The sequence below is a fragment of the Roseateles sp. GW821-FHT09G03 genome, from assembly GCF_059416045.1.
The window spans coordinates 384,257-408,002 of the sequence record NZ_JBWKOK010000004.1 but is presented as its reverse complement, the minus strand read 5'-3'; the positions used below and the strand labels follow the sequence as shown (position 1 = coordinate 408,002).

General features: G+C 69.4%; 23 protein-coding genes and 2 tRNA genes. 18 read left to right on the top strand and 7 right to left on the bottom strand.

Annotated features, from left to right (window positions below):
- Positions 1 to 73 precede the first annotated feature (73 nt).
- A complete protein-coding gene (locus AC07OZ_RS17360; RefSeq protein ID WP_495468330.1) occupies positions 74 to 1,144 on the bottom strand; it encodes an RNA methyltransferase in 1,071 nt (356 codons plus the stop codon).
- Between the two features lie 78 nt (positions 1,145 to 1,222).
- On the opposite strand from AC07OZ_RS17360, the gene ispD reads away from it, so the two are divergent.
- Genes ispD through ispF form a run of 3 tightly spaced genes read left to right on the top strand, consistent with a single transcriptional unit; the run spans position 1,223 to position 3,236 of the window.
- On the top strand, positions 1,223 to 1,972 hold the full coding sequence (ispD, locus tag AC07OZ_RS17355) for a 2-C-methyl-D-erythritol 4-phosphate cytidylyltransferase (RefSeq protein WP_495468329.1): 750 nt from the start codon (positions 1,223 to 1,225) through the stop codon (positions 1,970 to 1,972).
- On the top strand, positions 1,969 to 2,724 hold the full coding sequence (map, locus tag AC07OZ_RS17350; RefSeq protein WP_495468328.1) for a type I methionyl aminopeptidase: 756 nt from the start codon (positions 1,969 to 1,971) through the stop codon (positions 2,722 to 2,724). The genes ispD and map overlap by 4 nt, the downstream gene beginning before the upstream one ends.
- A 23-nt stretch (positions 2,725 to 2,747) precedes the next feature.
- Entirely contained in the window at positions 2,748 to 3,236 is a 489-nt protein-coding gene (gene ispF / locus AC07OZ_RS17345) for a 2-C-methyl-D-erythritol 2,4-cyclodiphosphate synthase (RefSeq protein WP_495468327.1), read from the top strand.
- Between the two features lie 123 nt (positions 3,237 to 3,359).
- Here the strand turns inward: ispF and AC07OZ_RS17340 are convergent, their stop codons facing one another.
- Entirely contained in the window at positions 3,360 to 4,685 is a 1,326-nt protein-coding gene (locus AC07OZ_RS17340) for an ATP-binding protein (protein WP_495468326.1), read from the bottom strand.
- Between the two features lie 4 nt (positions 4,686 to 4,689).
- Positions 4,690 to 5,418 carry an osmolarity response regulator transcription factor OmpR gene (gene ompR, locus AC07OZ_RS17335; RefSeq protein ID WP_067269272.1) on the bottom strand — a complete coding sequence of 243 codons (729 nt, stop codon included), beginning with the start codon at positions 5,416 to 5,418 and terminating at the stop codon, positions 4,690 to 4,692.
- A 237-nt stretch (positions 5,419 to 5,655) separates the two neighbouring features.
- Between ompR and AC07OZ_RS17330 the strand changes: the two genes are divergently transcribed.
- On the top strand, positions 5,656 to 6,393 hold the full coding sequence (locus AC07OZ_RS17330) for an SIMPL domain-containing protein (RefSeq protein WP_495468325.1): 738 nt from the start codon (positions 5,656 to 5,658) through the stop codon (positions 6,391 to 6,393).
- Between the two features lie 100 nt (positions 6,394 to 6,493).
- Here AC07OZ_RS17330 and AC07OZ_RS17325 read toward each other — a convergent pair whose 3' ends face one another.
- Positions 6,494 to 7,264, bottom strand: a complete 771-nt coding sequence (locus tag AC07OZ_RS17325; RefSeq protein WP_495468324.1) for a 3-hydroxybutyrate dehydrogenase — start codon at positions 7,262 to 7,264, stop codon at positions 6,494 to 6,496.
- A 48-nt stretch (positions 7,265 to 7,312) separates the two neighbouring features.
- On the opposite strand from AC07OZ_RS17325, the gene AC07OZ_RS17320 reads away from it, so the two are divergent.
- The 5 genes from AC07OZ_RS17320 (at position 7,313) to AC07OZ_RS17300 (ending at position 12,140) form a co-directional block, all read left to right on the top strand.
- Positions 7,313 to 8,179 carry an alpha/beta fold hydrolase gene (locus AC07OZ_RS17320; RefSeq protein ID WP_495468323.1) on the top strand — a complete coding sequence of 289 codons (867 nt, stop codon included), beginning with the start codon at positions 7,313 to 7,315 and terminating at the stop codon, positions 8,177 to 8,179.
- A 45-nt stretch (positions 8,180 to 8,224) separates the two neighbouring features.
- Positions 8,225 to 10,498: a RelA/SpoT family protein gene (locus AC07OZ_RS17315; RefSeq protein WP_495468322.1), complete on the top strand. Its 2,274-nt coding sequence runs from the start codon at positions 8,225 to 8,227 to the stop codon at positions 10,496 to 10,498.
- Between the two features lie 115 nt (positions 10,499 to 10,613).
- Positions 10,614 to 10,690, top strand: a tRNA-Val gene (locus tag AC07OZ_RS17310).
- A 105-nt stretch (positions 10,691 to 10,795) separates the two neighbouring features.
- Positions 10,796 to 10,872: transfer RNA gene (locus AC07OZ_RS17305), tRNA-Val, on the top strand.
- Positions 10,873 to 10,985: 113 nt separating this feature from the next.
- On the top strand, positions 10,986 to 12,140 hold the full coding sequence (locus AC07OZ_RS17300; RefSeq protein WP_495468321.1) for a GGDEF domain-containing protein: 1,155 nt from the start codon (positions 10,986 to 10,988) through the stop codon (positions 12,138 to 12,140).
- Positions 12,141 to 12,226: 86 nt separating this feature from the next.
- Here AC07OZ_RS17300 and AC07OZ_RS17295 read toward each other — a convergent pair whose 3' ends face one another.
- The gene (locus AC07OZ_RS17295) at positions 12,227 to 12,754 is read right to left on the bottom strand and encodes a Csu type fimbrial protein (RefSeq protein ID WP_495468320.1); all 528 of its coding nucleotides are present in this window, start codon (positions 12,752 to 12,754) and stop codon (positions 12,227 to 12,229) included.
- A 249-nt stretch (positions 12,755 to 13,003) separates the two neighbouring features.
- Between AC07OZ_RS17295 and AC07OZ_RS17290 the strand changes: the two genes are divergently transcribed.
- The 9 genes from AC07OZ_RS17290 to phaR all read left to right on the top strand — a co-directional run bounded on the left by AC07OZ_RS17290 (position 13,004) and on the right by phaR (position 21,311).
- A complete protein-coding gene (locus AC07OZ_RS17290; RefSeq protein WP_495468319.1) occupies positions 13,004 to 14,128 on the top strand; it encodes a hypothetical protein in 1,125 nt (374 codons plus the stop codon).
- Between the two features lie 23 nt (positions 14,129 to 14,151).
- A complete protein-coding gene (locus AC07OZ_RS17285; protein ID WP_495468318.1) occupies positions 14,152 to 15,396 on the top strand; it encodes a toxic anion resistance protein in 1,245 nt (414 codons plus the stop codon).
- On the top strand, positions 15,393 to 17,009 hold the full coding sequence (locus tag AC07OZ_RS17280) for a vWA domain-containing protein (protein ID WP_495468317.1): 1,617 nt from the start codon (positions 15,393 to 15,395) through the stop codon (positions 17,007 to 17,009). The genes AC07OZ_RS17285 and AC07OZ_RS17280 overlap by 4 nt, the downstream gene beginning before the upstream one ends.
- Positions 17,010 to 17,025: 16 nt before the next feature.
- Entirely contained in the window at positions 17,026 to 17,658 is a 633-nt protein-coding gene (locus tag AC07OZ_RS17275; protein WP_495468316.1) for a hypothetical protein, read from the top strand.
- Between the two features lie 14 nt (positions 17,659 to 17,672).
- The gene (locus AC07OZ_RS17270) at positions 17,673 to 17,957 is read left to right on the top strand and encodes a ribbon-helix-helix protein, CopG family (RefSeq protein WP_495468315.1); all 285 of its coding nucleotides are present in this window, start codon (positions 17,673 to 17,675) and stop codon (positions 17,955 to 17,957) included.
- Complete coding sequence (locus AC07OZ_RS17265) at positions 17,954 to 18,325, top strand: PIN domain-containing protein (protein ID WP_495468314.1); 372 nt, start codon at positions 17,954 to 17,956, stop codon at positions 18,323 to 18,325. Before AC07OZ_RS17270 ends, AC07OZ_RS17265 begins: the two co-directional genes overlap by 4 nt.
- A gap of 71 nt (positions 18,326 to 18,396) precedes the next feature.
- Entirely contained in the window at positions 18,397 to 19,428 is a 1,032-nt protein-coding gene (locus AC07OZ_RS17260; RefSeq protein ID WP_495468313.1) for a LacI family DNA-binding transcriptional regulator, read from the top strand.
- A 182-nt stretch (positions 19,429 to 19,610) separates the two neighbouring features.
- Positions 19,611 to 20,615 (top strand): tripartite tricarboxylate transporter substrate binding protein, encoded by a 1,005-nt coding sequence (locus AC07OZ_RS17255; protein WP_495468312.1) that lies wholly within the window; start codon positions 19,611 to 19,613, stop codon positions 20,613 to 20,615.
- 105 nt (positions 20,616 to 20,720) lie between these two features.
- A complete protein-coding gene (gene phaR, locus AC07OZ_RS17250; protein ID WP_495468311.1) occupies positions 20,721 to 21,311 on the top strand; it encodes a polyhydroxyalkanoate synthesis repressor PhaR in 591 nt (196 codons plus the stop codon).
- 43 nt (positions 21,312 to 21,354) lie between these two features.
- Here the strand turns inward: phaR and AC07OZ_RS17245 are convergent, their stop codons facing one another.
- Both AC07OZ_RS17245 and AC07OZ_RS17240 read right to left on the bottom strand, forming a co-directional pair.
- Positions 21,355 to 21,822: a GFA family protein gene (locus AC07OZ_RS17245; RefSeq protein ID WP_495468310.1), complete on the bottom strand. Its 468-nt coding sequence runs from the start codon at positions 21,820 to 21,822 to the stop codon at positions 21,355 to 21,357.
- Positions 21,823 to 21,887: 65 nt separating this feature from the next.
- The gene (locus tag AC07OZ_RS17240) at positions 21,888 to 23,639 is read right to left on the bottom strand and encodes a sensor histidine kinase (RefSeq protein ID WP_495468309.1); all 1,752 of its coding nucleotides are present in this window, start codon (positions 23,637 to 23,639) and stop codon (positions 21,888 to 21,890) included.
- Positions 23,640 to 23,746 lie beyond the last annotated feature (107 nt).

The window sequence follows — 23,746 nt, the reverse complement described above, 5'->3', positions numbered from 1 at the left end:
CGTGACAGGAGCGACAAGAGCAGCCGGCGTACCCGGCGGTGGCGGTGGCGGCGGCGGGCCGGTCCGCCGGCGCTCAGTCCGCCGGAGCGATGAGGATCGAGCGGCGCGCCTCGCGCATCGATGTGGGCGCCGTGTCCAGGCTCCGCGCCCGCAACTGTCCGCAGCCGCCCTCGACATCCTGGCCCGCCGAATCCCGCAGCTTGGTCAGCACGCCGCGCTGGTGCAGCCGGCGGGCGATGTCGCGCGCCTTGTCCCAGTCCGGCCGCACGTAGGGCAGTTCCGGGACGCTGTTGTACGGGATCATGTTCAACACGCCGTAGCGGCCCTTGAGCAGCTCGACGATGCCGTCGAGTTCGTCCTCGCCGTCGTTGACGCCCTCGATCAAGGTCCACTGGTACTGGATCGGATAACCGGTCTCGCGGGCGTAGCGTTCGCCGGCCTCGACCAGCTCGCGCGGCGTGAGTCGCGGCGCGCGCGGCAGCAGCTCGCGGCGCAGTTCCGGCTTGGTCGTGTGCAGCGACAAGGCCAGCGCCGGCTTCACCGGTCCGGCGGCGAGCCGCTCGAACGCGCGCAGGTCGCCGACCGTCGAGAACACCAGGTTCTTGTGGCCGAGGTTGCCTTCGAGCCCCAGCAGCCCGATCGCCTCCATCACCGCTTCCAGGTTGTGCGAGGGCTCGCCCATGCCCATGAACACGACCTTCTTGACCGGTCGTTCGCGCCGGGCGAGCGCCACCTGCGCGACGATCTCGGCGCTCGTGACCTGCCGCAGCATCCCGTCCTTGCCGGTCATGCAGAAGCGGCACCCCACGGCGCAGCCGACCTGGCTCGACACGCACAGGCCGTCGCGCGGCAGCAGCACGCTCTCGACGGTCTGGCCGTCCTGCAACCGCACCAGCAGCCGCGCGGAACCGTCCTCGCCCGGATGACGCTCGACCAGCGTCGCCAGGCCATGCAGCTCGTCCATCAGCGCCGGCAGCGCGTCGCGCACGGCCTGCGGCAGGTAGTGCTCGAGCTTGCGCCGGCCCTCGGTCAGCGGCCGGGCCTGGACCCAGTGGCGCAGCACGCGACCCACGTGCGCCTCGTTGGCGCCGAGCGCGGTCAGGCGGCGGTGGATGTCGGCGATGGCGAACACGGAATGAAGCACCGGGAGGAGAGGAAGATCCGATTTTCGCCGATCGGTCCGGCGCGACGGCATCGTTCGCGCTCCCTACAATCCCGCCCCATGAGTTCCTTTCCCATCGGTCTGAGCCCGCGCTGCTTCGCGCTGGTGCCGGCCGCGGGCGTCGGCAGCCGCTCCGGCGCCGACCGCCCCAAGCAGTACGTCCCGCTCGCCGGCCGCGCCATGATCGCGCACACGCTGGCGGCGCTGGGCGCCGTCGGGCGTGTCGAGGCCACGCTGGTCGTGCTCTCGCCCGACGACGACCAGTTCGAGTCCGCGGTGCCCGGCTTTGAAGGCGAGCGCGGCTGGATCGCGCGCACCGGCGGCGCGACGCGCGCCGACACCGTCGCCGCCGGCCTGCAGGCGCTGCGCGAGCGCGGCGCCCAGCCGCACGACTGGGTGCTGGTCCACGATGCGGCCCGCTGTCTGCTCCGCCCCGAATGGGTCGACGCGCTGATCGACGCCTGCGACGACGATGAGGTCGGCGGCCTGCTGGCGCTGCCCGTGGCCGACACGCTCAAGGACGCGGTGCTCGCGAGCCCCGGCACCGACCCCGGCGCATCGCCGTCGACGCGCGTCGCCGCCACCGTCGACCGCCGCGGCAAGTGGGCCGCGCAGACGCCGCAGATGTTCCGCCTGGGCCTGCTGATGCCCGCGCTGGCGGGTCCGCTGGACGGCATCACCGACGAGGCCAGCGCGATCGAGGCCCTCGGCCATGCGCCGCGTCTGGTCGAGGCTTCCATGGAAAACTTCAAGGTCACCTATCCCGCCGACTTCGCGTTGGCCGAACGCCTGCTCAGGAGCCGCGCATGACTGTCGAATCCGATGACGATATCCAGGGCCTGAAGGCCGCCGGCGAAGCCGTGGCCACCGTGCTGCGCCGCATGCTGGACGCGATCCGGCCCGGCATGACCACGCTGGAGCTCGACCAGATGGGCGAGCGCTGGCTGACGGAGTTCGGCGCGAAGTCCGCGCCGCGCGTGATGTACAACTTCCCCGGCGCGACCTGCATCTCGATCAACGAGCAGGCCGCGCACGGCATCCCCGGCGACCGCGTGATCCAGAAGGGCGATGTGGTCAACGTCGACGTGTCGGCGGAGCTGAACGGCTACTTCGGCGACACGGGCGGCACGCGCATCGTCCCCCCGACGACACCGACCAAGACGCAGCTGGTCTTCGCCGCGCAGTACGCGCTGGAACAGGCGATGAAGGAAGTGAGACCGGGCGCGAAGATCAACCGCATCGGCCACGCGATCGAGCGCGTCGCCAAGGCGCACAAATTCAAGATCATCGAGAACCTCTGCAGCCATGGCGTCGGCCGCTCGTTGCACGAAGAGCCCAAGAGCATCCCGGGCTACTACGACGAGAAGGACACCCGCGTGCTGACCGAGGGCATGGTCATCACCATCGAGCCCTTCCTGTCGACCAAGAGCCGCTGGGTCGACGAGGAGGCCGACGGCTGGACCCTCTCCGGCGTCAAGGGCAACCTGTCCGCGCAGTTCGAACACACGATGATCGTCACCCGCAACGGGCCGCTCGTCGTCACGAACGCGCTGCCGCATTGATTCGAGTTCAAGGCAATCACGCAATGGTTCTGAATATCCGCATCGGCGAAGGCTGGGACACCCACCAGCTCGTCACCGGCCGCCCGCTGATCCTGGGCGGCGTCACGATCCCGCACACGCACGGCCTGCTGGGCCACTCGGACGCGGATGCGCTCGCGCATGCGATCACGGATGCGCTGCTCGGCGCGGCTGCGCTGGGCGACATCGGCAAGCTGTTCCCCGACACCGCCGCCGAGTTCAAGGGCGCCGATTCGATGGTGCTGCTCGCCGAGGCCTATCGCCGCGTGAAGGAACTGGGCTGGGTGATCGGCAACCTGGACAGCACCATCATTGCGCAGCAGCCCAAGATGGCGCCGCACATCCCGCTGATGCGCGCGCGACTCGCCGAAGTGCTCGGCATCGACGCCGGTCAGATCAATGTGAAGGCCAAGACGGCCGAGAAGATGGGACCGGTCGGCGAGCTCAAGGCCATCGAGGCGCGAGCCGTCTGCCTGCTGGTCCGCGGAGACTGAAGAATCCCCATCACCGTCGAGCGCGGCCCATCACAGGGCATGAGGGCTCCCTCCAGGACCCTCAAGCCCTGTTCCAGGCCCGGTGAGACACGCTGACCGCGAGGCAGGGACCGCGGACTGCGGTCAGACGCTGGCGCGCTTGAGTCTCAGCTGCGCGACGAAGCCGCTGTCGTCGGCGTTCGCGAGCCGCAACTGCGCGCCCAGGCGTTGCACCGACTTCTCGACGATCGCCAGGCCCAGGCCCGCGCCGGTCGCGGCCGTGCGCGCCGTGTCGCCGCGGTAGAACGGCGTCGTCAGCTTCGCGAGCTTGTCCGGCGGCACGCCCGGCCCGTGGTCGCGCACCGTCAGCAGCACCCAGGCGCTGTCGGCCTCGGCGGTGACGACCACGCGCGTGGGCTCATCGCCGTGATGGCCATAGCGCCGCGCGTTCTCGAACAGGTTCAGCAGGATGCGGCCCAGCTCGGTCGGGTCGGTCCAGATGCGCAGCGCCGCGGACAGCCGCACGCTGATCTGGATCTGCTGCGGATCGCGGAAGCCCTGCGCCTCGCGCTCCACCAGCTCGCGCAGGTTGAGCGCCTGCAGTTGCAGCTCGCTCGGACGCGCGTAGTCCATGAACTTGTTGATGATCGCGTCGAGCTGGTCGATGTCCTGCGCGATGTAGGTCCGCGCCTGCTCGTCGTTGACGCTCATCTCCGCTTCCAGCCGCAGCCGCGCCAGCGGCGTGCGCAGGTCGTGCGAGATGCCCGCCAGCATCACGCTGCGGTCCTCTTCCATCTTGGCCAGCTCGCGCGCCATCCGGTTGAAGCCCATGTTGACCTCGCGGATCTCGCTGGTCAGCGTGCTCTCGTCCAGGCGCGAGTCGTACTCGCCCTCGCGGATGCGGCTCGCGGCGATCGACAGTTCTCGCAACGGCTGATTGATCAGCCGCGCGATGGCCGCGGCGCCCAGCAGCGACGCGCCCAGCGCGATCGCGATCCACCACCAGTTGCCGGAGATGTTGGCCTGCAACGGCGCCGCGTTGGTCTGAAGCCAGAACTGGTCCGGGCCGACGTCGAATCTCACCCACAGCCCGGGCACGCCGTTGAGGCCGCTCGCGAGCACCGTCTGCGGCCCCAGCCGCGAGACCAGCTCCTTGCGCAGGCGCTGCGCGAAGGGCGAGTTCTCGTAGGGCAGCCAGCGGTCGGTGGCTTCGGCCACCTCGACCGACACGGCCTCGCTGCGCGCCAGCGACTTGACGACCGCGACGCGGTTGATCGCGTCCGTGCTGGACAGCGCCACGCGCGACAGGTTCACCAGGCCGGCCAGCTGCTGCGCCGCCTCGAGGGCCTTGGGTTCGGCCTCCAGGGCCTTGAAGGTCTGTTGCCAGGCCAGGACTCCCGCCGCCAGCAGCAGGGCCAGCAGCGCGAACGTGCGCCAGAACAGGTTCAGCGCCAGACGCGGGGGAGCCACGGGATCAGGCCGCCTCGTCCGGAACGAACACGTAGCCCACGCCCCATACGGTCTGGATGAAGCGCGGTTGCGCCGGATCCTCTTCCAGCAGCTTGCGCAGGCGCGAGACCTGCACGTCCAGGCTGCGGTCGAAGGGCTCGAACTCGCGGCCGCGGGCCAGCATCGCCAGCTTGTCGCGCGACAGCGGCTGGCGCGGGTGGCGCACCAGGGCCTTCAGCATCGAGAACTCGCCGGTGGTCAGCGGCACCGGGTCGCCGTTCTTGGCCAGGCGGCGCAGCGCGAGGTCGAACTCGAACGGGCCGAACTGGACCGTCATCGGCTCCTTGGACGGCGCGCCCGGCGCTTCCGGCGGCGGACGGCGGCGCAGCACCGCATTGATGCGGGCCAGCAGTTCGCGCGGGTTGAAGGGCTTGGCCAGGTAGTCGTCGGCGCCGACCTCGAGGCCGACGATCCGGTCCACTTCCTCGACCTTGGCCGTCAACATGATGATGGGCGTGCTGTCGCCCGCGGCGCGCAGCCGTCGGCAGATCGACAGGCCGTCCTCGCCGGGCAGCATCAGGTCCAGGACGATCAGGTCCACGGTCTCGCGCGTCAGCTGCTTGTTGAGCGCCTTGCTGTCTTCGGCCAGCAGGACCTCGAAGCCCTCCTGGGCCAGATAGCGGCGAAGGAGGTCACGGATGCGGGCATCGTCATCCACGACCAGGACACGGTTGGGGCGGGTTGTGGTTTGCATGGCGGCCACTCCGGAATTTGTAACAGCGGGACTGTAAGGGCAGTTTTTCGGCCTGTTTGCGGGATGCATCAGTCCTTACTGAATGGTTACATCTTTTGTAACAAGGCGGTCCATTCCCCCTGACGAGGTCGATGAATGACTCAAAAAGGCGGATGAACGGCGCCCGGCGCCGGTCAACCGTGACGCTTTCCTCACGCGTTATGCTGGTTCCCACCAGGACTCTCCGTAGGAACCCGAATGATCCGTAGCTCCAAGATCCTCGCCCGCACCCTGATCGCCGCCGGCGCGGTGGCGGTCCTGCCCGCGATGGCGCAAGCCCAGGCTGCCCGGACCGACGTGCTCTCGCTGAACGCCTCGGCCACGACCGAAGTCACCCGCGACCTGCTGCAGCTGCGCTTCTCCACGACGCGTGAGGGCAAGGAGGCCGCCGCCGTCCAGAACGAGCTGAAGCAGGCGCTCGACGCCGCGCTGACCGAGGCCCGCAAGGTCGCCAAGCCGGGGCAGGTCGACCTGCAGGCGGGCAACCTGTCGGTCTATCCGCGCTACGGCCAGCCGAAGGCGGGCTCCAACGCCGGGCCGCAGATCACCGGCTGGCAAGGCAGCGTCGAGCTGCTCGTGCAGGGCCGCGACATCGAGGCGATCTCCAAGCTGAGCGGCCGCATCCAGTCGCTGGCCATCGCCAACGTCAGCTACGGGCTGTCGCGCGAGGCCCGCGAGAAGGCCGAGGAGGAGGTGGTCGGGCAGGCCATCGCCAGCTACAAGGCCAAGGCGGCCGTGTATGCGAAGCAGTTCGGTTATTCCGGCTACCGGATCGGCGAAGTCAGCGTGAACGCCGACCAGCCGATGGCCATGATGGCGGCGCCGATGGCCCGCATGAAAACGATGGGCGCGTCTGCCGACGAGGCACTGCCGACCGAGTCCGGCAAGGCCACCGTCACGGTGAACGTGAACGGCAACGTCGTCATGACACGTTGATCACGCGTTGATCGCGCGTGACCGGCACGTGCCTGAGACGCGTGCCTGAACGAACAACGCCCGGCTAGCCCGGGCGTTGTCCATGAAGGAGCCGAAGGGACTACTGAGCGGTCCAGCCGCCGTCCATCGCCCAGGCCTGGCCGCGCACGTTGATCGCGGCGTCCGAACACAGGAACACGGTCAGCGCGCCGAGCTCCTCGGGCGTCGTGAACTGCAGCGAGGGCTGCTTCTCGGCCAGCAACTGGCGCTTGGCCTCGGCGGGATCGAGCTTTTCCTTGGCCGAGCGGTCGTCGATCTGCTTCTGCACCAGCGGGGTCAGCACCCATCCGGGGCAGATCGCGTTCACGGTGATGGGGAGGAGGGCGGTCTCCAGCGCCGCCGACTTGGTCAGGCCGACCAGGCCGTGCTTGGCCGCGACGTAGGCCGACTTGCCGGCCGACGCCACCAGCCCGTGCGTCGACGCGATGTTCACGACGCGACCCCAGTTCTTCTTCTTCATGCCCGGCAATGCCAGGCGCATGGTGTGGAAGGCCGAGCTGAGGTTGATCGCGATGATCGCGTCCCATTTCTCCGGCGGGAACTCGTCGACGTTGGCCACGTGCTGGATGCCGGCGTTGTTCACCAGGATGTCGCAGCCGCCGAATTCCTGGGCGATGTAGGCCATCATGGCCTCGATCTCGGCGGGTTTGCTCATGTCGGCGCCGTGGTACCCGACCTTCACACCGAGCGCCTCGACCTCCGCCTTCGGACCGGCGTGGTCGCCGAAGCCGTTGAGGACGATGTTCGCGCCTTCCTTGGCGAGGGTCAGGGCAATCCCCAATCCGATGCCGCTCGTGGAGCCGGTGACCAGCGCCGTCTTGCCTTTCAACATGCCGCGTCCTCTTCAGGGTTGTTAGGATGGGTGCAAAGGATACGAGCGATGTCTGAACCCTTGTTGAAAAAAGTCCAGGCGCTGAGCCCTTGCGGCCTTCACCGGGTCGCGTATTGGGAGTGGGGGCAGGCCGACAACCCTCGGGTGCTGGTCTGCGTGCACGGGCTGTCGCGGCAGGGCCGCGACTTCGACGTGATCGCACGGCGCCTGAGCGACCGTTTCCGGGTGATCTGCCCCGACGTCGTCGGGCGCGGAGAGTCGGAATGGCTGGGCGATCCGCGCAACTATCAGCTGCCTCAATATGTCTCGGACATGGTCACGCTGCTGGCCCGTCTGGGTCCGGCGCAGGTGGACTGGCTGGGCACCTCGATGGGCGGGCTGATCGGCCTGGCGCTGGCGGCGATGCCGGCCAGCCCGATCAAGCGCCTGATCCTCAACGACGTGGGGCCGACGATCGAGTTCGTCGCGCTGCAGCGCATCGCGAGCTACCTGGGCCGCGCGCCGCAGTTCGAGAACTGCCAGCAGGGCGCGGATTACCTGCGCGGCATTTCGCAAGGCTTCGGACCGCACACGGACGAGCAGTGGCTGGCGTTGTCACGCGCGATGTTCAAGCCGGACGGCGACCGCTGCCGGCTGCATTACGACCCGCGCATCGGCCAGGGCCTGGCGGGCTTGACGCCGGAGCTGGCCAAGGCCGGCGAAGCGCAGCTCTGGGCCGCCTACGACGCGGTGCGTTGCCCGACGCTGCTGCTGCGCGGCGGCGATTCGGACCTGCTCACGCGCACGACCGCGGAGTTGATGACGCAGCGCGGCCCGCGCGCCGAGCTGCATGAGTTCCCCGGGGTCGGCCATGCGCCGACGCTGGTGCATGAAGAACAGATCCGCGTGGTGGAGCAGTTCCTGGCCCGCGGATGACGTCCCGGGGGCGCATGCGCCCCTGACGACACGGATGAACGACGAATGAAGACGGAATTGGGGCTGCGGCAGGACCAGGCGGCGCCCATCGTGGCCCTGCTGGACGGGGACCTGCCTCACCGCTTGCCGGCCGCGCAGCCGCGCGCCGAAGAGACGGCGGATCCGGTGCGGCGCGCCCGCGCGTTCGCGGAGCCGCTGCTGGCCGATCATCTGCTGGGCACCGGAGAGCCGGCGCTCGCCCACGCGGATGGCGTGGCGGCGATCCTGGCCGGTGTGGGTGCTGCGCCGTCGATGCAGGCGGCGTCGTACCTGGTGTATGCCGGCGACTATCTGAACAAGCCGGAAGAGATCGTCGCCAAGGCCTTCGGCGCAAGCGACGCGAGCCTGGTCGCGCACACGCGCCGGCTGGTGCAGATCCAGCGCGCGGCGCGCGAGGCGCGCGTCGAGGAACAGCGCCGGCAGGAACAGACCGAGCTCGTGCGCAAGATGCTGCTGGCGTTCTCGCGCGACCTGCGCGTGGTGCTGCTTCGGCTGGCGTCGCGGCTGCAGTCGCTTCGCTGGTTCGCGGCGAGCAAGACGCCGTGCCCGCGCGAGCTGGCGGCGGAATCGCTGCAGGTCTTCGCGCCGCTGGCCAACCGGCTCGGCATCTGGCAGATCAAGTGGGAACTCGAGGACCTGGCCTTCCGTTTCCTGGAGCCCGAGAACTACCACCAGCTCGCCAAGGGCCTGCACGAGAAGCGCGTCGAACGCGAGCAGTCGGTGGAGACGGTGCGGGCCGCGCTGGAGCGCGAACTGCAGGGACACGGCATCGCCGCGCAGGTGCAGGGCCGGCCCAAGCATCTCTACAGCATCTGGAAGAAGATGCGCGGCAAGGGTCTGACGCTGGAACGCGTCTTCGACCTGCGCGCGCTGCGCGTCGTCGTGCCGGAGGTGGCGGACTGCTACGCCGTGCTGGCGCAACTGCACGAGCGCTACCTGCCGGTGGACGGCGAGTTCGACGACTACATCGCGCGTCCCAAGCCCAACGGCTACCAGTCGCTGCACACGGTGGTGATCGCGGCGGACGGCCGGCCGATGGAAGTGCAGATCCGCACGCGCGCGATGCACGAGCACGCGGAGCACGGCGTCGCCGCGCACTGGGCCTACAAGGAAGCGGGCACCAAGGGCTATGCCGGCGTGAGCGCGGCGGGCGAGTTCGAGGAACAGGTCGCGCAGGCCCGCAAGGCGGTGCTGCGGCAACTGCTGGCGTGGGAGCGCGACTACGTCGCCGAGACCGACTCGAACTTCGACGACCGCATCTACGTGTTCACGCCGCAGGCCAATGTGGTCGAACTCTGCGCGGGCGCGACGGCGGTGGACTTCGCCTACGCAGTGCATACCGACCTGGGCCACCGCTGCCGCGGCGCGAAGGTCGACGGCCAGATGGTGCCGCTGAACACGCCGCTGCAGAGCGGCCAGACGGTGGAGATCGTCGCGCTCAAGGAGGGCGGTCCGTCGATGGACTGGCTCAACGCGGAGCTCGGTTATCTGCAGAGCCAGCGCAGCAAGGCCAAGGTGCGGGCGTGGTTCAACGCGCAGGTGCAGACGCACACGGTCGCCAAGGGCCGTGAGCTCGTCGAGAAGCTGCTGCAGCGCGAGGGCAAGACGGCGATCAAGCTCGACGACCTGGCAGGGCGGCTCGGCTTCAAGAGCGCGGAGGCGCTGTTCGAGGTCGTGGGCAAGGACGAGTATTCGCTGCGCAACATCGAGACGCTGCTGCGTCCGCCGGTGCCGGAAGCGGACGAGGAGGAACTGCTCGTCCAGCGGCACACGAAGGGCGCGGTCGGGGAAGGGCGCACGCCCAAGGGCGGCGTGCTGGTGGTGGGCGTGGACTCCTTGCTGACGAGTCTGGCGCGCTGCTGCCGGCCCGCGCCGCCGGACGCGATCACGGGCTATGTGACGCGCGGCAAGGGCGTGGCCATCCACCGCAGCGATTGCGCCAACCTGCGCCAGATGGCGCAGTCGGCGCCGGAGCGCGTGATCGCGGTCGCGTGGGGCGAGCCCACGCCGGACCGTGCCGGCAAGGGCGCGATGTACCCGGTGGACCTGGTCGTCGAGGCCACAGACCGGCCGGGGCTGTTGCGCGACGTCCTGGAGCTGTTCGCGAAGGACAAGCTCAACGTGGTCTCGGTGAACCAGCAGAGCGGCAAGGGCAAGCCCTTGCGCAACGACCTGTCGCGGATGAACTTCACCGTCGAGGTCAGCGATGCCCAGCGGCTGCAGCAGACGCTGGTGGCGCTGTCGCAGGTCTCGGGTATCCGGAGCGCGCGGCGTCGATAGGCCGATCGCGGGAAGGTCATCGACGGGCTCGCGGAAGACGTCGTGCGACTGCTGTGCTTTTTGCTGCGACTTCCTGGACGGACCCAAAAATCCGGCATATACTGCGAGGCTCTTCAGGCGCGTAGCTCAGTTGGTTAGAGCACCACCTTGACATGGTGGGGGTCGTTGGTTCGAATCCAATCGCGCCTACCAGAATTGGTAGGCAGTCCTTCGGGACAACCTCAAACGAATCGCCCGCTTTCAACGGGCGATTCGTTTTACGGACCAGTGGATTAACCACCACTGGCCGAGTATTTCAGGCGCGTAGCTCAGTTGGTTAGAGCACCACCTTGACATGGTGGGGGTCGTTGGTTCGAATCCAATCGCGCTTACCAAACGGTAGGACGTCCTCAGTGACGCATCGGCAAACGCCCGCTTCTCAGCGGGCGTTCTGCTTTGTGCGCTGCCCGGCGCTAGGATGCCTCGATCCCGGCACCCGCACACGCTCTTGGCGACCGTCTCCAACCCTTTGCTCCGGCGCATCGCGCGCGTCCTGCAGTTGTCGCAGGCGGTGGCGCTGGTCCTGGTGATCGGTGCCGCCGGCGTGCTGGTCGACAGCGCCCGCCGCTACGGCGACGCGAACGATCTGGTCGCCCACACCCATGAAGTCCTCGATCAGCTGAACCAGCTGCGCTCCGGCCTGCTGCGCGGCGGCATCGCGCTGCGCAACTTCGCGCTGGTGCCGCAGGGGGAGGCGCTGCAGCGGCTGCGTGCCGCCGCGGGCGATGCCCGGCAGACGGCGGACACGCTGGAGTCGCTGGTCCAGGACAACCCATCCCAGTTGAGTCTGGCGGCGGAGGTGAGGTCCGAGACGCTGGAGATCACCGGCTGGTATCTGTCGTCCGCGGTGATCGGCGATCGCGACGGCGCCGAGGCGCTGCGTCACGGACTGGATGCGCGGATCACCAACGACTCATCGAAGCGCCTGCGGCAACTGCTCGACACGATGGAGCGAGCCGAGCGCTCCTTGCTGGAGGCCCGTCGGGCCGAACAGCAGCGCGGACTCCAGTCGGTGAAGCGATCGGCGCTGGCGCTCGCGGCGCTGTTCATCGCCTTCACGCTGTGGACGATCGGCTACGCGAGCCGCCTGGTTCGCGCGAGCGACCGCGACATGACCCAACTGGCGACGACGGCCGACACGGATCTCCTCACCGGCCTGGCCAACCGGCGCTCGCTGGAGCGGCGGGCGCAGGAACTCGCCGGCCAGCCGATGAGCGTCATCGTCTTCGACCTCGACGACTTCAAGCCGGTCAACGACCGCCACGGCCACGCCGCCGGCGATGCGGTGCTGCGGGCCGTCGGCCAGCGGCTGCGGGCGCAATGCCGCGACGGGGATCTCCCGGCGCGGGTGGGCGGCGATGAATTCGTGCTGCTCTTCTCCGGCGCGCCGGACGAGTTCCGGATGGCGCAGATCCGGCAGCGGCTGCTGCAGGCCTTGACCGAGCCGATCGCGATCGACGGCGGCGTGGTCAGCGTGGGCGCGTCCATCGGCTACGCCGTCGGTGATGGGCAGGCGAGCTACGAGCAACTGCTGGAAGTCGCGGACAACATGTCCTACGAAGAGAAGAAACGGAGAAAGCTCCGATCGCCCTTGCGGGCGTGATCGGGGCTTCCTGGAGGGGCCTGCCAGTCGGCGGAGCCTGAGGTTCTTTGCGGGGCGGCGGCGCGGAACCTGGCCCCGGACCCGGATCAGTAGGTGATCGTCACGGTCACGGTGTCGGTGTACGCGCCCGGCACCACGCCGGCCAGCGTCGGCACGCGGCCGTAGACGCTGATGGACTGCGAGCTGCCGGTGCCCGTGCCGCTCTTGGTGCTGGAGCTGGCGGTGCCGTCGCCGAAGACCGTCGTGCGGCCCGAATCCAGGTAGAGCTGGTAACCCAGGGTGTTGGCGCCGCTCTTCATCGTGCGGGACGTGAAGTTGGAGGCGCCGCCCGCGTTCGCGCCGGCGTTCAGCGACACCGCGTAGGGCGTCGTGTTGGAGCAGGTGACGGTCAGCGTGGAGGAGGCGTCCAGCGGCACGCCGACCGCCAGCGGGTCGATCGCGCTGCCGAAGTTCAGAGCCGAGCCCGACACCGTGCAGGAGCTGGTGATCGTCGCGGTCACCTGGAAGGTGTTCTGCGCGGTGTTGGCGTTGGCCGCCATCGTGGCGGAAACCGCCAGGCCCAGGCCGATGGCGATGTGCTTGAACTTGCTGGCTTGCTTCGAGATCGTGTTCATGTTGGCCCCCTGTTGTCGATGGATGAATCTTCGTTTTCACGACGAGTGACCGACAGGAGGAGACAGCGGTACCACGGGTCGGGCAGGGCCTGTATGCCTCTGTAGGGAAACTGCCCACAGCTGTGGGGGAAGGGAGGGCGCTCGCTGCCTTCGCGCCTCATGACAGTCGTGTGACACATTTCCGTCATCACCCGGCGATATCGTCCATCGCAGCGTGACCCTTCCACGCGCCTTCAGGGGCTCGTCACCTTGGACATTCGCAAACTGGTCGCCCCCGTGCTGGCGATCGCGCTCCTCGCCGCCGTGGGCGGCGGCGTCTGGTACTCCAACGCGCGGCTCGACCAGGACAAGGTCGCCGCCGTCACCGCCCAGCAGGTGCGGGACCGCCAGGTCACGCTGCGCGGCCTGATCGGCTCCGAGAAGGAGGCCTTCTTCAACGACCCGCGGGTCCAGCAGGCGCTGGCCGCCCGGGGGCTCACGGTCACGGTGGAGAAGGCCGGGTCCCGCGCCATCGCCAACCGCGTCGACGCGGCGAAGTACGACTTCGGCTTCCCGTCCGGCGCGCCCGCCGGACAGCAGTTGAAGGTGGCCGCCAAGGCCGCCAACGTCTACACGCCGTTCTACACGCCGATCGTCTTCGCGAGCTGGAAGCCGATCGCCGAGATCCTCGTCGCCAACGGCATCGCGCAGCGCGAGGGCGATTTCTATTACATCGTCGACCTCCAGCGCCTGATGACGCTGATCGAGCAGAACGCCCGCTGGCGCGACCTCAAGAAGAGCGAGGCCTTCGCCACCGGCAAGGCCGTGCTGGTGAACTCCACCGACGTGCGAACGTCCAACTCTGCGGCGATGTATCTGGCGCTGGCGAGCTACCTGGCCAACCAGCAGCAGATCGTGCAGAGCCAGGAGGAGGTCGACAAGGTGCTGCCGCTGGTCGCGCCGCTGTTCCTGCGCCAGGGCTTCCAGGAGCAGAGCTCCGCGGGCCCCTTCGAGGACTACCTGGCACTGGGCATGGGCAAGGCGCCGCTGCTGGCCGCCTACGAGTCGCAGATGGTCGAGTTCTGGCTGCGCAATCCCGACCGGCTCAAGGGCGACATGGTCGTGCTCTACCCGCGCCCGACCGTGTACTCGAAGCATGTGCTGGTGCCCTACAACGAGAAGGGCGCGCGCCTGGGCGAGGCGCTCGACACCGACCCCAAGCTGCGCGAGCTCGCGCATGAATATGGCTTCCGCACCGGCGGCGACGTGAAGGGTCCGGAGACCTGGGCCCAGCGCGGCGTCAAGGTGCCGCCGGTGCTCGTCGACGTCGTCGACCCGCCCAGCCACGAATGGCTCGAACGCATGATCCAGGGCATCGAGGCCCGGTTCAAGTGACGCTTCATCCCGAGGAGGACCGCATGACCGCTTCCCAGACCCCGATCCCGGCCACGAACGTCGCGCTCGACGAACTCCAGCCCCCGCAGTCCTTCACGCTGGAGCCTCCGGCGCCGGTGCAGGTCGTGCCCGTCGAGACCGCCGCCGGCAAGGTGAAGCTCAAGCCGGAGGATGTCGCCGAACTCGACGGCCAGGTCCGCCAGTTCATCGCCGACATCACGACGCACGACAGCCAGCATCCGACCTTCAAGCAGGCTGTCGAGCGCATCCACGCGATGGGCAGCAAGGACATCGAGGCCGCTGCCTCCGCGTCGAACCGGATGCTGGACCGGCCCGTCGGGTCGTTGAAGAGCGGTCTCCTCGACCAGGGCGCGCAGATCGGGCAATCGCTCGTGGACCTGCGCCGCACCGTCGAGGACCTCGACCCGTCGCGCCAGGGCGACCTGTTCTCGGCGCGCAAGCTGCTGGGCTTCATCCCGCTGGGCAACAAGCTGGCCGACTACTTCGACCGCTACCAGTCCTCGCAGTCGCACCTGAACGGCATCATCGAGGCGCTCAAGGGCGGCAAGGACGAGCTGCTGCGCGACAACGCCGCCATCGAGCAGGAGAAGGTCAACCTCTGGACGCTGATGGAGCGGCTGGAGAAGTACATCCACATCGGCCGCACGCTCGACGGGCAGCTCGAGGCGAAGGCGCGCGAGCTCGAGCTGTCGGACGGCGAGAAGGCGCGCGTCGTCCGCGAGGAGATGCTGTTCTACACCCGCCAGAAGGTGACGGACCTGCTGACGCAGCAGGCGGTGAACATCCAGGGCTACCTGGCGCTGGACCTGATCCGCAAGAACAACCTGGAGCTGGTGAAAGGCGTCGATCGCGCGACGACGACGACCGTGTCGGCCCTGCGCACGGCGGTCATCGTCGCCCAGGCGCTCAACAACCAGAAGCTGGTCCTGGACCAGATCTCCGCGCTGAACACCACGACCGGCAACCTCATCGCCGGCACCAGCGAGATGCTGCGCGACCAGAGCGCCGCGATCCATCAGCAGGCCGCGTCCAGCACGATCGAGATCGCGAAGCTGCAGCTGGCCTTCACCAACATCTACCAGACCATGGACACCATCGCCGACTTCAAGACGAAGGCGCTGGCATCGATGCAGACGACCGTGGACACGCTGTCCGACGAAGTCGCCAAGAGCCGGACCTACCTGGACCGCGTGCGGCGCCAGGAGTCCGCCGCGGCGCTGCAGGCGTCGGGAGAGGTGTCGCTGTGAGCGGCGCGCGCCGTTCGGCGAGGGGATGGCTCGCGGGCAACGCGCTGTTGACGACGGCGCTGTTGACGGCGGCGCTGGTGCTCGGCGGCTGCGGCAAGCGTGACGCCGACGCGCCGACGGCCGATGCGGCGAAGGCGGCCGGCACGGACGCTGCATTCACCGTGCTCGCAGGCTCCGAGGTCAAGGACCTGGAGCCGGCGATCGTCGCGGCCGGACGGGCCGCCGGCGTGACCGTGAAAATGAGCTACGCCGGCACGCTCGACATCGTCGAGCGGATCAACGCCGGCGATCGCTTCGACGCGATCCTGCCGCCCAACGGCGCCTACCCGTCGCTGGCGCTCCAGACACCGCCGCTGGCACGAGAGAAGCTCTTCTACTCGCGCATCGCGCTCGGCGTGAAGGCGGCCAAGGTGACCGAGCTCGGCTGGGGCCAGCGCGCGCCGACCTGGGCCGACATCGCCAAGGCCGCCAGCACCGGCAAGCTGCGCTACGCGATGACCAATGCGGCGAGTTCGAACTCGGGCATGAGCGCGCTCTTCGCTGTGGCTGCCGCGTCGTCGGGCAAGACCGAGGACATGGCCGCGTCCGATGTCGATGCCAAGGTCATCACCGCCTTCCTGTCCGGCCAGCGGCTGACGGCCGGCAGTTCCGGCTGGCTGGCGGACGCCTTCACGAAAGACCCCGCCGCCATCGACGCGATGGTGAACTACGAGGCCGTGATCCTGCGCGCCAACGAGAAGCTGGCGCAGGACCAGCGCCTGACGCTGGTCTATCCCCGCGACGGGATGATCTCGGCCGACTATCCGCTGATGCTGCTGCGCGAGGCGGGGCGTGAGCCGTACAACAAGCTGGTCGCCGCATTGAAGGCGGCGGACTTCCAGCGCGACGCGCTGGGCCCGGCCTTCCTGCGGCCGGCGAATCCGCAGGTCGCGACCGCGGCGGCGCTGCCGACGGCGGCGATCGCGGAGCTGTCCTTCCCGAACCGGCTGGAGGTCATCGACGCGGTGCTGTCGGCCTACCAGTCGACCTGGCGCAAGCCGTCGACGTCGATCTTCGTGCTGGACATCAGCGGGTCGATGAAGGGCGAACGCATCGAGCTGATGCGCGAGGCGCTCAAGGTGCTCAGCGGCGCATCGCAGGCCACGGCCAGCGCTCGCCTGACCGCGTTCCAGGGGCGCGAGCGCGTGTTCCTCATCCCGTTCGACGACCGGGTGAGCGAGCCGGTGCTGGTGCCCTTCGACGCCGGCGGCATCGACGCCGCGCGGGCGCGGCTCACGAGCGTCGCCGACGAGCTGCGGCCACGCGGCGGCACCGCCGTGTACTCGGCGCTGTCCGCGGCGCTGGAGCTGGCCGCGCGGGAATCGCGCGAGTATCCCGACCGCTTCGTCAGCGTCGCGCTGCTCACCGATGGCGAGAGCAACAGCGGGATGTCGTTCGCCGCCTTCCGCTCCCGCTACGGGCAGGGCGCGCCAGCGCGCGTGTTCCCCATCCTCTTCGGCGAGGGCAACGTCGACGAGATGAAGCAGATCGCGCAGATGACCGGCGGCCGCGAATTCGACGGGCGCCATTCGCGCCTGGCACAGGTGTTCCGCGAGATCCGCGGCTATCAGTGAACGCGCCGGGAACGCCATGGCCGCATCAAGATCGCTGAAGCTGCGCGCGCTGCTGTTCCTCTACGGCAGCGGCAACATCCTGGGCTGCGCGCTGGCGCTGATCGGACCGGCGCTGCTGTTCGCCGGCGTCATCGACCGCGGCTGGCTCGCGATCACGGCGGGCCTGTACGTCGCGGGCCTGCTGCTCGGCCGCCGCCAGCCCGAGCTGGAACGCGCGATCGAGGACAGCCTGACGTTCGAGCAGACGATGCAGCGCCTGGACGAGGTCATCGCGCACGCCGCGCCGCATCTGCCCGAGGAAGTGAAGACCAGTCTGGCCTCGATCCGCGGCGCCGTCGCCGAGGTGCTGCCGCGGCTGCGCGCGACCGGCCTGCACAACGACGACCTGTTCACCGTCCGCCAGACGGTGCTGCGCTACCTGCCGGAGACGCTGGCGAACTACGTCGCGCTGCCGCCAGCCTTCCGCGTCAGCCATGCGTTGAAGGACGGCAAGACTGCGCGGCAGTTGCTCGCGGAGCAGCTGTCGCTGCTCGAGACCCAGATGCGCGAGATCGTCGCGAACACTGCCAAGCAGGACGCGCAGGCGCTGATCGCCAACGGGCACTTCCTCGAAGAGAAGTTCCGCCAGCCCGACTTCCTGGCGCGCTGAACCCGGAGGTCCCCATGACCCGCACCATCGTCGACATCCCCGCGGCGCAGCTCGTCGAGATCGATCGCCTGTGCAAGCTGATGGGCATCTCACGCGCGGAAGCGGTGCGGCGCGCGTTGGCGACCTTCGCGGAGGGCCACGCCGACGTGACCCCGGAGGCTTTCGGGCTGTGGGCGCCGCGCGGCGTTCCGGTCGACCCGGCGGGCGAACCGGGCCGGTCGGGCCGACCCGACGGCAGCGGCACCGGCAGCGGTAGCAGCAGCGGTGGTGGCGCGCCCCGGCGGAGTACCCGCCGATGAATGCCGTCATCGACGAGGACGTGCTGCTCGATTACCTGAACGGCGTGCCGACGGCGGCGCGGGCGCTGGAGGCTTGCGCGCACCGCTCGATCAGCGTGCTCACCTGGCTGGCGGTGATGGCGCGCTGCCCGCCCGAGCTGCTGGAGCCGACGCGCGGTTTCCTGCGCACCTTCGAGCGCCTGTCGATCAGCGAAGCCGTCGCCGACGAGGCGCTGCGGCTGCGGCTCGCCTCGCCGTCGCTCGACCATCCGCGTGCGATCGCCTGGGCCACGGCCAACGTCAACCAGCTGATGTTCGTGACCTCGCGCCGGGACGGGATCGACAGCGAGGGACGCAATGTCGTGGTGGCCTACGAGGGCCGTCGCTGAACGCGCCGGACGCGCCGGACGCGCGAACGTCTCCTGCGCTCCGACGCCCGCCCGCCATAATCAGCCGCCATATGTCCGACATCGAGACCTTCCCCCGTCCCCGCCGCCGCAAGGGCAGCGGCGCCGTCACGCTGCGCGACGTGGCGCAACTCGCGGGCGTGGCGCCGATCACCGCGTCCCGCGCGATCAACAACCCCGCTCAGGTGTCGCCCGAGGTCCGCGAGCGGGTGTCGGAGGCGGTCCGCAAGACCGGGTATGTGCCCAACCTGCTGGCCGGCGCCTTGTCGTCGATGAAGAGCCGCATGGTGGGCGTCGCCGTGCCGACCATCGCCGGGCCCGTGTTCCTCGACACCGTGCAGAGCCTCACCGAGGCGCTGTTCGAGGCCGGGTACCAGGTCTTGCTCGGCCAGACCGGCTACGACAACGCGCGCGAGGAGGCGTGGCTGGACGCGATGATCGGCCGCCGTCCCGACGGCCTGGTGCTCACCGGCACCAGCCATTCCGAGCAGGCGCGCACGCGGTTGCGCGCTTCCGGCGTCCCGGTCGTCGAGACCTGGGACCAGACGACGGATCCGATCGACATGCTGGTCGGTTTTTCCCACGTCGAGGTCGGCCGCAAGGTCGCGTCCTACCTGCATGAGCGCGGCTACCGCCGGCTGGCCGGCGTGGCCGGCAACGACGAGCGCGCGATGCGGCGCTTCCGCGCCTTCCAGGACCAGGCCGGCGTGCTCGGCATCGCCGACGTGCCGGTGGCCACCGTCGCCACGCCGACCACGCTGGGCAGCGGTCGCCGCGGCCTGGCCGAACTGCTGGCGCATCCGGACCGCGTCGACGCGGTGTTCTGCAGCTCCGACTCGCTGGCGCTGGGCGTCCTGATCGAAGCGCAGGCGCGCGGGCTGCGTATCCCCGAGGACCTCGCGATCGTCGGCTTCGGCGACCTGGCGCTGGCGCGGGACCTGGAGCCGGCGCTGACGACCGTGCGCATCGACGGCTTCGCCATCGGTCGGCAGGCGGCGCGATTCATCCTCGACCGCGCCAGCGGCCCGGTCGAACGCCGGACCGTCGACATCGGTTTCGAGCTGGTCCAGCGCGCCAGCGCCTGAGCCTTCACTGAGGGCGCCCAGGCCGTGGTCATGGCATGCGAGAACCCGGTGGAATCCCTCATCAACGCCAGCTTGACGCGTCGGATGGTACCGATACCATTCCAATCATCAAGAGAAGAGGGTGCCAGCACCGAGTCGATGTCGACGAGGGCCGCGTGCCGTCATGGATGGAGACAAGCGACATGAATTCGGTGATGCGGGTCCGCGTGCGGGCCCTGGCCGCTGCGGCGGCGACGGTGGTCCTGGGCACGATGGCGATGACCTCGGCACAGGCCGCCGATGCCGGCAACTGGCCGACCCAGCCGGTGAAGCTGATCGTCCCCTTCGCGCCGGGCGGCACGTCCGACGTGCTGGCGCGCGAGATCGCGGCGCGGCTGCAGGTCTCGCTCAAGCAGACCATCGTGGTCGACAACAAGGCCGGCGCCGGCGGCGTGCTGGGCGCGGACAGCGTGGCCAAGGCCGCGCCGGACGGCTACACGATGCTGCTGGGCACGATCGCGACGCACGCGATCAATCCCTCGCTGCTGCCCAAGATGCCGTACAAGGCCGACCGCGATTTCGCGCCGGTGATCCTGCTGGGCAAGATCTCCAACGTGCTGCTGATCGGGCCGGGATCGCAGGCCAAGTCGGTGAAGGAGATCATCGCGGCCGCGAAGGCCAAGCCCGGCGACATCACCTTCGCCTCGGCGGGGCAGGGCACGTCGCAGCATCTCTCGGGCGAGGTGTTCCGCCTGATGACGGGCGCGGACCTGACGCACGTGCCCTACAAGGGCAGCGCGCCGGCCATCCAGGACGTGATGGGCGGCCAGGTGCCGATGAGCTTCGAGACGGTGACCGTGGCCCTGCCGCAGATCAAGGGGGGCAAGGTGAAGGCGCTGGCGGTGACCTCGGCCAAGCGCAGCGCGCAGCTGCCCGACGTGCCGACGCTGGCCGAGTCCGGCGTGCCCGGCTTCGACGTGTCGAGCTGGCAGGCGCTGTACTTCCCGGCGAACACGCCGGCGCCCATCGTGGCCAAGCTCAACGCCGAAGTGCAGAAGATCGTCGCGCTGCCCGAGGTGAAGGCGAAGATGGAATCGCTGGGCCTGGAGTACACGCCCAACACGCCGGCGCAGTTCGCCGAGTTCCAGAAGGCCGAGCAGGCCAAGTGGGCGAAGGTGATCAAGGACGGCAACGTCAAGCCGGACTGAGTGCACCCAGGGCGGATCCGCCTCCCGCACAGCAAGGGAAATCACCCGGCGGGCCGCTTGCCGGGCGCCTCCTAGAATGGGTCGAAGACCCTCAGAGGAGACAGCATGGCGACGGCCCGACGCGGCAAGACCGCAACCGGCAACGAGGACCCCGCGCAGCCCAAGGGGCCGCGGGTGCTCAAGAAGTACCCCAACCGGCGGCTGTACGACACGCAGACCAGCAGCTACATCACCTTGGCGGACGTCAAGAAGATGGTGCTCGGCGGCGAGGACTTCGAAGTCCGCGACGCGAAGTCGGGCGATGAGCTGACCCGATCCATCCTGCTGCAGATCATCCTGGAAGAGGAGATGGGCGGGATGCCGATGTTCTCGACGCCGCTGCTGGCGCAGATCATCCGCTTCTACGGCCATGCGATGCAGGGCCTGATGGGCGCCTACCTCGAGAAGAACCTCGAGGCGGTCACCGAGCTGCAGAGCCGCTTCGCCGACCCGAGCAAGGGCGGGGGCTTCGATCCGCAGCTCTGGTCGCAGTTCATGAGCGGCCAGGCGCCGATGATGCAGGGCCTGATGGGCAACTACCTCGAGCAGTCCAAGAACCTGTTCCTGCAGATGCAGGAGCAGTTCCAGAGCGCGGGGAACATCTTCCCCGGCGTGCCTGGGATGCCGGGCTTTCCGCCGCAGCCGCCGAAGAAGTGAGCGGCGCGGCCGCGGCCCGCACAGGGCGCCGCGGCGCGGGGCCCTAGAGGCCGTGCCGCCGATGCCAGTCGGCCAGCGATTCCTCGGGGAAATGGTCGAAGCGCGGGTCGCCCGGCTTGCCTTCCACCCGGACCCACGGCGCCTTGGAGTCCAGCAGACCGTGTACGTTCTCCGGCGGCGCCGGGAGCGGCGTGTCGATCGCGCTCGCATGCGGGTGGATCAGGTCGGGCCAGTTGTCGTCGTACATCCAGAGCGCGGTGCCGCAATGGCCGCAGAAATGGCGCTGGCCGCTGCTTTCCTTGCCGTCGAGGACGGCGCGGTAGACCTTCAGGTCGCGTTTGCCCTTGATCAGCTTGAAGCTGCGGTTGTCGGCGCCGATGTTGATCGCGTAGCCGCCGGTGCCGGCCGTCTTGCGGCAGATCGTGCAGTAGCAGCGCAGGAACGGATAAGGCTCGGTCGAGTCGACCGAGAAGCGGATGCGGCCGCAGTGGCAGGAGCCTTCGAGGTGCATGGTGGATGCTCTCCTTGGTCGCCGTGTCCGGCAACGCGCATGCCAACATGCCGACGGGGCTTGGATCAGTCCCGCGACGTCAGCGCCCGCGCCGGGAGCAGCGACCGCAGCACGGCGTGCAGCGGTCCGGGCTGCACGGGCTTGCGCAGCACGAGGTAGCCGTCGGCTTCGGCGCGGCGCAGGTCGGGCAGGTCGAACTCGCCGGTGACCACCAGGCCGCGTGCGAGCGGCAGCCGGTCCAGCAGGTCCTGCAGCAGCGCGTAGCCGCCGTCGTCGTGCCGCAGCCGCAGGTCGCTCATCACGACGTCGGGCTCGAAGTCGGCATCGAGCGCCGCATGTGCCTGGGCCGCGTCGCCGGCGACATGGCAATCGATGCCCCATTCGCCCAGCAGGTGCGACAGGCCGCGCGTCACGCCCAGGTCGTCGTCGACCACGAGTACGCGGCCGCCGAGTGGCTCGAACGCGTGCAGTCCCACAGGTGCCCGCTTCGCCGGCGTCGCCGGGATGGCCGCGCCGCGCAGCGTGATGCGGAAGCAGGAACCCCGTCCGGGCGTGGAATGCCAATCGATCGCGGCCTGCATCCGCCGCACGCAGTCGCGCACGACCGACAGGCCGAGGCCCTGGCCGTCGCCGGTGACCCGCGCCGCGTCGTCGCCGCGATGGAACTCGGAGAAGAGCGAATCGCGCTTGGGCGCGGCCATGCCGATGCCGGTGTCCCAGACCTCGATGGCCCAGTCGCCGGCGCGGCGCCGTATCGCGAGCAGCACGCCGCCCGCGGGCGTGTAGCGCAGCGCGTTGTGCAGCAGATTGGCGAGCGCGCGGCGCAGCAGCATCGGCTCGGCGACGACCCAGGCGGGCGCCTCCGGGCCGCGGATGCGCCAGTCGAGGCCGCGCGCGTGGGCTTCCGGCTGGAAGCGCTCATGCAGTTCCGACAGCAGCGGCGCCAGCGCCAGCGGCTGGAGTGCGAGTTCGGCGCTGCGGCTGTCCAGCGCGGAGACGTCGAGCAGCGAGTTCAGCAGGTCGTTCACATGGCCGGCGGCCTGCGAGATGTCGACCAGCAGCGGCCGCAGGGCGGCGTCCTGGTTGCGCTGGAGCGCGGCCTGCGCGGTCAGCGTCAGCGCGTAGAGCGGCTGCCGCAGGTCGTGCGAGGCGGTGGCCAGGAAAAGGCTCTTCTCACGCGAGGCAGCCTTCGCGACATCGCGGGCCTCCTTGTGGGCGAGCGCGAGGGCCTCGCTCTGGCGCTTCAGGCGCGACTGCTGGACGAGGAAGCCGTTCGACGTCCGCGCGTGGCGCCACACCAGCCACGGAAAGAGCAGGCACAGCGGCAGGACGATCGTCCACTGCGTGGGGAAGGCGAAGGGCACGGCCACCGTCGCCATCGTCCACGCGGGCACGAGGAAACGGGCGAAGAAGGGGAGATCCGCGGCGGCGAAGGCCGCCGTCGACACCGTCGTGCCGGCGAGCACGAGGTACAGGAAGATCGCGTGCTCGAAGACGCCGCTGGCGGCGGCAACCCCGGGCAGCAGACCCCACAGCAGGCCGAAGGCGAGCGCGATGCGCTCCACCGGTCGCGACCAGCGCGCCACGAAGGCGTCGGGGTTCATGACCGCGGCCTCGCGCCGGAAGCGGCGGCGCGCGATGGCGACGCCGATCGAACTCAGCGCATAGGCGATCGCCCAGGTCCACGCCCAGGGAGCCGCGCTACCGGCCGGCGTGCTCGCGACCACGACCGGCGGCAGCACGAGCGCGGCGATTTCCACCGAGGCGCGATCGCCTATCAAGGGCAGGAGCTCTGAGCGCGGGGAGGGGGCGGACATCGAGGCTGGGCGAGGCGTGGCGTGACGGAAAGGACGGAGGGGCGAGTATCCACGGAGCGGCCCGCGGGCGCGGCACGCAGCGATGCCGGCCCGTTACCGCTCGTGCG

What these genes read in the sequence shown, in the direction of transcription:
- AC07OZ_RS17330 (WP_495468325.1), top strand. Translation starts at nt 5,656, where the DNA reads ATGATCCGTAGCTCCAAGATCCTCGCCCGCACCCTGATCGCCGCCGGC.
- AC07OZ_RS17285 (WP_495468318.1), top strand. Translation starts at nt 14,152, where the DNA reads ATGACCGCTTCCCAGACCCCGATCCCGGCCACGAACGTCGCGCTCGAC.
- ispF (WP_495468327.1), top strand. Translation starts at nt 2,748, where the DNA reads ATGGTTCTGAATATCCGCATCGGCGAAGGCTGGGACACCCACCAGCTC.
- AC07OZ_RS17315 (WP_495468322.1), top strand. Translation starts at nt 8,225, where the DNA reads ATGAAGACGGAATTGGGGCTGCGGCAGGACCAGGCGGCGCCCATCGTG.
- map (WP_495468328.1), top strand. Translation starts at nt 1,969, where the DNA reads ATGACTGTCGAATCCGATGACGATATCCAGGGCCTGAAGGCCGCCGGC.
- AC07OZ_RS17325 (WP_495468324.1), bottom strand. Translation starts at nt 7,264, where the DNA reads ATGTTGAAAGGCAAGACGGCGCTGGTCACCGGCTCCACGAGCGGCATC.
- AC07OZ_RS17260 (WP_495468313.1), top strand. Translation starts at nt 18,397, where the DNA reads ATGTCCGACATCGAGACCTTCCCCCGTCCCCGCCGCCGCAAGGGCAGC.
- AC07OZ_RS17240 (WP_495468309.1), bottom strand. Translation starts at nt 23,639, where the DNA reads ATGTCCGCCCCCTCCCCGCGCTCAGAGCTCCTGCCCTTGATAGGCGAT.
- ispD (WP_495468329.1), top strand. Translation starts at nt 1,223, where the DNA reads ATGAGTTCCTTTCCCATCGGTCTGAGCCCGCGCTGCTTCGCGCTGGTG.
- phaR (WP_495468311.1), top strand. Translation starts at nt 20,721, where the DNA reads ATGGCGACGGCCCGACGCGGCAAGACCGCAACCGGCAACGAGGACCCC.
- AC07OZ_RS17275 (WP_495468316.1), top strand. Translation starts at nt 17,026, where the DNA reads ATGGCCGCATCAAGATCGCTGAAGCTGCGCGCGCTGCTGTTCCTCTAC.
- AC07OZ_RS17295 (WP_495468320.1), bottom strand. Translation starts at nt 12,754, where the DNA reads ATGAACACGATCTCGAAGCAAGCCAGCAAGTTCAAGCACATCGCCATC.
- AC07OZ_RS17320 (WP_495468323.1), top strand. Translation starts at nt 7,313, where the DNA reads ATGTCTGAACCCTTGTTGAAAAAAGTCCAGGCGCTGAGCCCTTGCGGC.
- AC07OZ_RS17255 (WP_495468312.1), top strand. Translation starts at nt 19,611, where the DNA reads ATGAATTCGGTGATGCGGGTCCGCGTGCGGGCCCTGGCCGCTGCGGCG.
- AC07OZ_RS17245 (WP_495468310.1), bottom strand. Translation starts at nt 21,822, where the DNA reads ATGCACCTCGAAGGCTCCTGCCACTGCGGCCGCATCCGCTTCTCGGTC.
- ompR (WP_067269272.1), bottom strand. Translation starts at nt 5,418, where the DNA reads ATGCAAACCACAACCCGCCCCAACCGTGTCCTGGTCGTGGATGACGAT.
- AC07OZ_RS17265 (WP_495468314.1), top strand. Translation starts at nt 17,954, where the DNA reads ATGAATGCCGTCATCGACGAGGACGTGCTGCTCGATTACCTGAACGGC.
- AC07OZ_RS17270 (WP_495468315.1), top strand. Translation starts at nt 17,673, where the DNA reads ATGACCCGCACCATCGTCGACATCCCCGCGGCGCAGCTCGTCGAGATC.